We start from the raw sequence: 5,316 nt of genomic DNA on the forward strand, positions 1-5,316 counted from the left end.
CCCTGAAAGGGCTGAGCCGACAGGTTCCGCCCCAGCCGGCCCGGCTGGGGCGTCTGGGGTGGCTGGGGTGGCGGGCTCGGGACGGCGCCGTCGGCCTCGCCGGCCCGTCACGTCCCTGCTGGGCCGGGAGGCTGACACGGCCGCGGTCTGCGACCTGCTCGCGTCGGCCCGGCTGGTCACCATGTTCGGGCCGGGCGGGGTCGGCAAGACGCGGCTGGCGCTGTACCTCGCCGACCGCCTCGCGGACAGGTTCCCGCACGGCGTCCTGATGGTGGAGCTGGCGACCGTCGCCGACCCGACCGCCGTCCCCGCGTTCGTCGCGGACGCGCTGGGCATGCGCGGCGCCGACGGCGACGCCGGTGCCGCCCTCGAAGCCGCCGCCGAGCTTGACGCGCTCGTGATCCTGGACAACTGCGAGCACGTGGTGGCCGCGGCCGCCGCCGTCGCATCGGCTCTGGTCGAGAACGGTCGCGGTGTGCGCGTGCTGGCGACGAGCCGCGAGCTGCTCGGCGTGGACGGCGAGCACTGCTGGCCGGTACGCCCGCTGCGCGTCGACGGCCCGGACGCACCCGCGCACGCCCTGTTCTGGGACCGCGTCCGAGCCGCCTGCCCGGCGCCGGTTCCGGGGGCCGGACCGGCCTCGGACGGAGACCTCGAGGCGGCCGACCGCATCGTCCGGAGGCTGGACGGCCTGCCGCTCGGCATCGAGATGGCGGCCGCGCGCAGCGGCACGATGTCCCTGCCCGAGCTCGCCGACCGGCTCGAGGACCACCTCGGCCTGCTCCGGGACGTCCGCCGGGTGGGAACGCCGCGCCACCGCACGCTCGCCGACGTGGTCGGCTGGTCGGTCTCGCTGCTGGACGCGCCGCACCGCGCGATGCTGCGGACCATGGGCGCGTTCGCGGGCCCGGTGAGTCCCGTGGACGTCGCCGCGCTGGCGGGCCTGCCCGAACCGGAGGCGCTGGATCTGCTCGACGCCCTGGTGGCCCGGTCGCTGGTGGTCGTCGATCCGTCCCGGGTACCGGCCCGCTACTCGCTCCTGGAGATCATCCGCGAGTACGCGCGACGGCAGCTCGGCGCGTCCGACGCCGTGCTGCGTCAGGAACACGCCCGGTACATCCTCGCCGAGGTGCGGGCCGCGGACGCGGTCCTGCGCACCCCGCGGGAAGCGGCGGGGCACAGCCGGATCACCGACCTGATGGTCGAGGCCCGCGCTGCCCAGACATGGGCGCTGCGCGAAGATCCCCCGCTGGCCGTGGAGATCGCGGCCGGCATGCACGTGTTCGCGATGACGCGGCTGCGGGTCGAGCCGTTGCACGCCGCGGTGGAACTCGTCCGCTCGCTCGGGCTGCACCCGCCGCCGGGCGGCGAGCCCCACCGGCTGGCGGACCTGGTGTCGGATCTCGCCGCGGGCCTGCCACCCGGCGTGACGGCGGGGGCCGCGGCGACCACCCTGGCCACGGCGGCATGCTGGTACGTCAGCGCCGGTGAACTCGAGCTCGCCGTGGCCTGTGCACAGCGCGGACGGCTGATCGCCGGTGACGCGCCCGAACGCCGGTTCCCGCTCGAACTGCTCAGCGACACCGCCTCCTACCAGGGCCGGATCGGCGAGGCCGTCGACCACGGCTGGGAGCTCGTCGCCGCGGCGCGGTCCTGCGCCGACCCGCACGCCGAGGTGGCCGGGCTGCTCAACGTGGCGATCGCGCACGCCTACGCGGGGCACGCCGAGGACGGCCGGGCCGCCCTCAGCCAGGCCCCCGCGGGGCCGCTCGCGCCGTCCGAGCTCGGCTGGCTGGCCTACGGCGAGGCCGAGCTGATCCTTGACCGCGACCCGGACCGCTGCCTGCGGCTGCTCGACCGCGCGGTCGCCCTGGCGGATTCGGTCGACAACCCCTACCTGGGCGGGGTGGCACGGGTGTCCGCGGTGTCCGTCCGGGCCCGCTGCGGTGACCCGCAGCAGGCCGTCGAGGCTTTCGCGCAGGTGCTGCGACACTGGCGCGACCAGTATGCGCTGACCCACCTGCTGACCACGTTGCGTAACCTCGTCGTGCTCTTCCAACGCCTCGGCCGGCCGCGGCCGGCGGCGCGGCTGCTCGGCGCCGTCACCTCGCAGGCGGTCAAGCCGAGCTACGGCGCGGAGGCCGCGATGCTCGCGGGAGCCGACAGCTGGGTGGACGACGCCCTCGGCTTCGCCGCCGCCACCGCCGAACGCGCCGCCGGAGCCACCCGCACCGTCATCGCCGCCACCGAGACAGCCCTCGACGACCTGGCTGACATCACCGCGGAGATCCGCGGCGGCTGAGCGGGTCCACAGACGTCCATGGACCCCCTCACCCGCCACACATCGTTCCGCCTGCCCTGGCAGGGGCCTGGCTTGGCTTCACAGAGCCGGTAGGCGTGTCGTGGGTGCGTCGGGTCAGCGGGGGCGGGCTGCGAGCAGGCGCAGGGCGAGGGTGCCGGCGGCGGTGAGGGCGGCGGCGGTCGCGACCTCCCGGGGCAGCCGGTGCCGGGCCTCGTTCTGGATCGCCTCGTGGAACCGGTCGAAACGGGCGGGCCAGGGGCTCGAACCGACGAAGTAACGGCCCACCTTGTCGGTGTCGGGCAGGCAGGCGCCGACCATGCCGGCGAGCACCCCGATCCGGCGGTCCGCCGGCGCCGCGGCCGTCAGCAGCGCCATCGCGGCGAGGCCGGCCACGCCGTCCTTGCGGGCGATCGGCAGCCATTCGGACTCGGTGCCGGGCCCGGTGCCCCAGTGCGGCAGCGCGTCCATCACGAGGTGGGAGAGGAAGCCCGCGGCCAGCGCCGGCCCCAGCCTGGGCACGGCCATACCGACGAACGCGCCGGCACCGACATGCGAACTGATGATCATTGGCCGCTCCTGCTCACCTGGTCGAGACGGGTACTGGCCTGGTTCCCAGGCATGGTTCCACCTTGTCCCCGGCCCCGGCGGGCGCCGCACCGGGGTCCGCCGGGTGCCATGCCGGGGTCCGGCGGGCGCTGCTCCGGGGTGCGTCCACACGCCCGCGCCCGCCGAGCCGCGGCGCCGTGGCCTGAGACTGCCGGGAAAGTTGTGCCCGTTGGACTCCGGACAGTCCGCACGGCACGTAGCATCTGCATGCATAGCGCAGTGGTGTGGTATCTGTGGCTGGAACTCCAGCTTGTACCGGGCCGGCATGGTCGACACGGTGTGACTGGACAAATCGAAGATGGCGGGTTGACCGGGCCAGTGACAGGGCCGGGGGTCGGAAGGTGAGGCGTGACGGCCATCCCTCGCAGACGTGTGCTCACCGGCACCAGCACGTGCAGCCGCAGGCGTGCGTGCACTGGCATCTGCACACCATCCTATGGTCGGGCGCTTCCGGTGCCGTCCCGGCCCCATCCGCGACCCCGCCCGAGCCGGGCAGCGGTGGGCGCTGGTGTCGCCACCCCGCTGCCGGGGCCTCCCGATCCGCACGCCGCCGTCCGTGCCACCGGCGTCCCGGCCGCCCCCGGCCGGGATGTCTAGGCGGATCTCGCATATGCGTGTGACCGACTCCCTCGCGACGGCAGTCGAATACCCGGACACCCCCGCGGGGGCGATCGTCTCGGTTGCCTGGCGGATAGAGGGCGCCGGCCGTGTCGTCGGTGGGCTGCTGCCGCGCGGCCATCCCGACGGCGGCACGCTGGGCAAGCGGATTCTGCGCGGAGAACGCATCTGGGCCGCCGAGATGCTCCCCTGGGAGCAGGAGATCTCCGCGGAGATGAGCCTGGTTGAGCCCGGGCCGCCCGGCAGCCCGGCCCGGATCATCGTGCACGGCCCGTCCGGCGACATCGTCGGCTACCTGGACCAGCCCGGGCTTCCCTCCGGGCGCCTCCAGCGGCTCACGACGGGCCTGAGCCGCGACGCGCGGCAGGTGCGGATCCGCGCCGGCGGACGGGTGTGGTGGGTACGCGCCACTCATTTGTTCGGCGTGCGCGTGATGCGCGACTCCGGTGTCCTCGTCTACGCCACCAGAGGGCTACACGCGGAGTTCGAGCCGGTGGCGGACTCGCTGGACATGAGCGTCGTGCTGCTGACGCTCGCGTCCATCCCCAGTTCCGCCTACGCCCCGATCCTGGGGTTCTGACACAGCGGCGGGCCGAGCCGGGGCCGGGCGGGCCGGGCCCGGCCCGCCCGGCCCCTCGGTCAGGCGCTGACGATCCGCCGGCCCTCGAAGGCGCGGCCGAGCGTGACCTCGTCGGCCCACTCCAGATCGCCGCCCATCGGCAGCCCGCTCGCCAGGCGGGTGACGGTCAGGCCCATCGGGCCGATCTGGCGGGCCAGGTAGGACGCCGTCACCTCGCCCTCGGTGTTCGGATCCGTCGCCAGGATGATCTCGGTGACGGTCCCGTCGGCGAGGCGGGCCACCAGTTCGCGGATGTGCAGGTCGTCCGGCCCCACACCGCCGATCGGATTGATGGCCCCGCCGAGGACGTGGTACTTGCCGCGGAACTCACGGGTCCGCTCGATCGCGACGACGTCCTTCGACTCCTCGACCACGCAGATGGACGTCGGATCACGCCGCGGGTCGGAACAGATCCGGCACAGCTCTGACTGGGCCACGTTGAAGCAGATCCGGCAGAACCGAACCTTTTCCTTCAGCTCGGTCAACGCGCTGGCCAGCCGGCGGACATCGGCCGGGTCCGCGGCGAGCAGATGGAACGCGATGCGCTGCGCGCTCTTGGGACCGATCCCCGGGAGCTGCCCCAGCTCGTCGATCACATCCTGGACGATGCCCTCGTACACGGCGCCGGCTGACTCAGCCGAGCCCGGGAATACCCAGGCCGCCCAGCGCCCCGCCACCCGGCAGCGCCCGGGCCGCGCCGGGACCACCGCCGACCGCGCCACCGCCCGGCCCGCCGAGCCCTCCGACGGCGCCACCGAGACCGCCGAGCGCGCCACCGAGACCGCCGGTCGCCGCGTTCATCTTCTCGGCCGCGAGCCGGTGCGCGTTGGTGGTGGCGTCACGCACCGCCGCGAGGATGAGATCGGCGAGGGTCTCGGTGTCCTCGGGGTCCACGGCCTCGGGCTTGATCACGAGGTCGACCAGCTCACCGCCGCCGTTCACCGTCGCAACGACGAGCTCGCCACCGGCCGAGCCTTCGACCCGGGCCTCGGCCAGCTCCTGCTGGGCGGTGAACAGGGCGGACTGCATCCGCTGCGCCTGCTCGAGGATCTGCCCCAGGTTGGCCCCGCCACCAGCGGGGATCTGCGGGTTCGACATGACCATGAGCCTACGTGCCGCCGGGCCCCGAACCGGCGTCAGCCACCCGTACTGCCCACCCGAACCGCCCACC

At 74.2% G+C, this 5,316-nt stretch carries 5 protein-coding genes; 2 read left to right on the forward strand and 3 right to left on the reverse strand.

Translation table 11 applies throughout. The features are described 5' to 3' along the window. The first annotated feature begins 58 nt into the window (after nucleotides 1-58). On the forward strand, nucleotides 59-2,302 hold the full coding sequence (locus tag FMEAI12_RS32695) for a transcriptional regulator (RefSeq protein WP_235014955.1): 2,244 nt from the start codon (nucleotides 59-61) through the stop codon (nucleotides 2,300-2,302). Nucleotides 2,303-2,416: 114 nt separating this feature from the next. On the opposite strand, the gene FMEAI12_RS32700 is transcribed toward FMEAI12_RS32695, so the two are convergent. Further along, on the reverse strand, nucleotides 2,417-2,869 hold the full coding sequence (locus FMEAI12_RS32700) for a hypothetical protein (RefSeq protein ID WP_071059700.1): 453 nt from the start codon (nucleotides 2,867-2,869) through the stop codon (nucleotides 2,417-2,419). 649 nt (nucleotides 2,870-3,518) lie between these two features. Between FMEAI12_RS32700 and FMEAI12_RS32705 the strand changes: the two genes are divergently transcribed. Further along, nucleotides 3,519-4,106 carry a hypothetical protein gene (locus tag FMEAI12_RS32705; RefSeq protein ID WP_112109023.1) on the forward strand — a complete coding sequence of 196 codons (588 nt, stop codon included), beginning with the start codon at nucleotides 3,519-3,521 and terminating at the stop codon, nucleotides 4,104-4,106. Between the two features lie 59 nt (nucleotides 4,107-4,165). On the opposite strand, the gene recR is transcribed toward FMEAI12_RS32705, so the two are convergent. Both recR and FMEAI12_RS32715 read right to left on the reverse strand, forming a co-directional pair. Next, the gene (recR, locus tag FMEAI12_RS32710) at nucleotides 4,166-4,765 is read right to left on the reverse strand and encodes a recombination mediator RecR (protein ID WP_020463975.1); all 600 of its coding nucleotides are present in this window, start codon (nucleotides 4,763-4,765) and stop codon (nucleotides 4,166-4,168) included. A 13-nt stretch (nucleotides 4,766-4,778) separates the two neighbouring features. Next, the gene (locus FMEAI12_RS32715) at nucleotides 4,779-5,243 is read right to left on the reverse strand and encodes a YbaB/EbfC family nucleoid-associated protein (RefSeq protein ID WP_165938508.1); all 465 of its coding nucleotides are present in this window, start codon (nucleotides 5,241-5,243) and stop codon (nucleotides 4,779-4,781) included. Nucleotides 5,244-5,316 lie beyond the last annotated feature (73 nt).

The sequence above is a fragment of the Parafrankia sp. Ea1.12 genome, from assembly GCF_900465275.1.
Lineage (GTDB): Bacteria > Actinomycetota > Actinomycetes > Frankiales > Frankiaceae > Parafrankia > Parafrankia soli.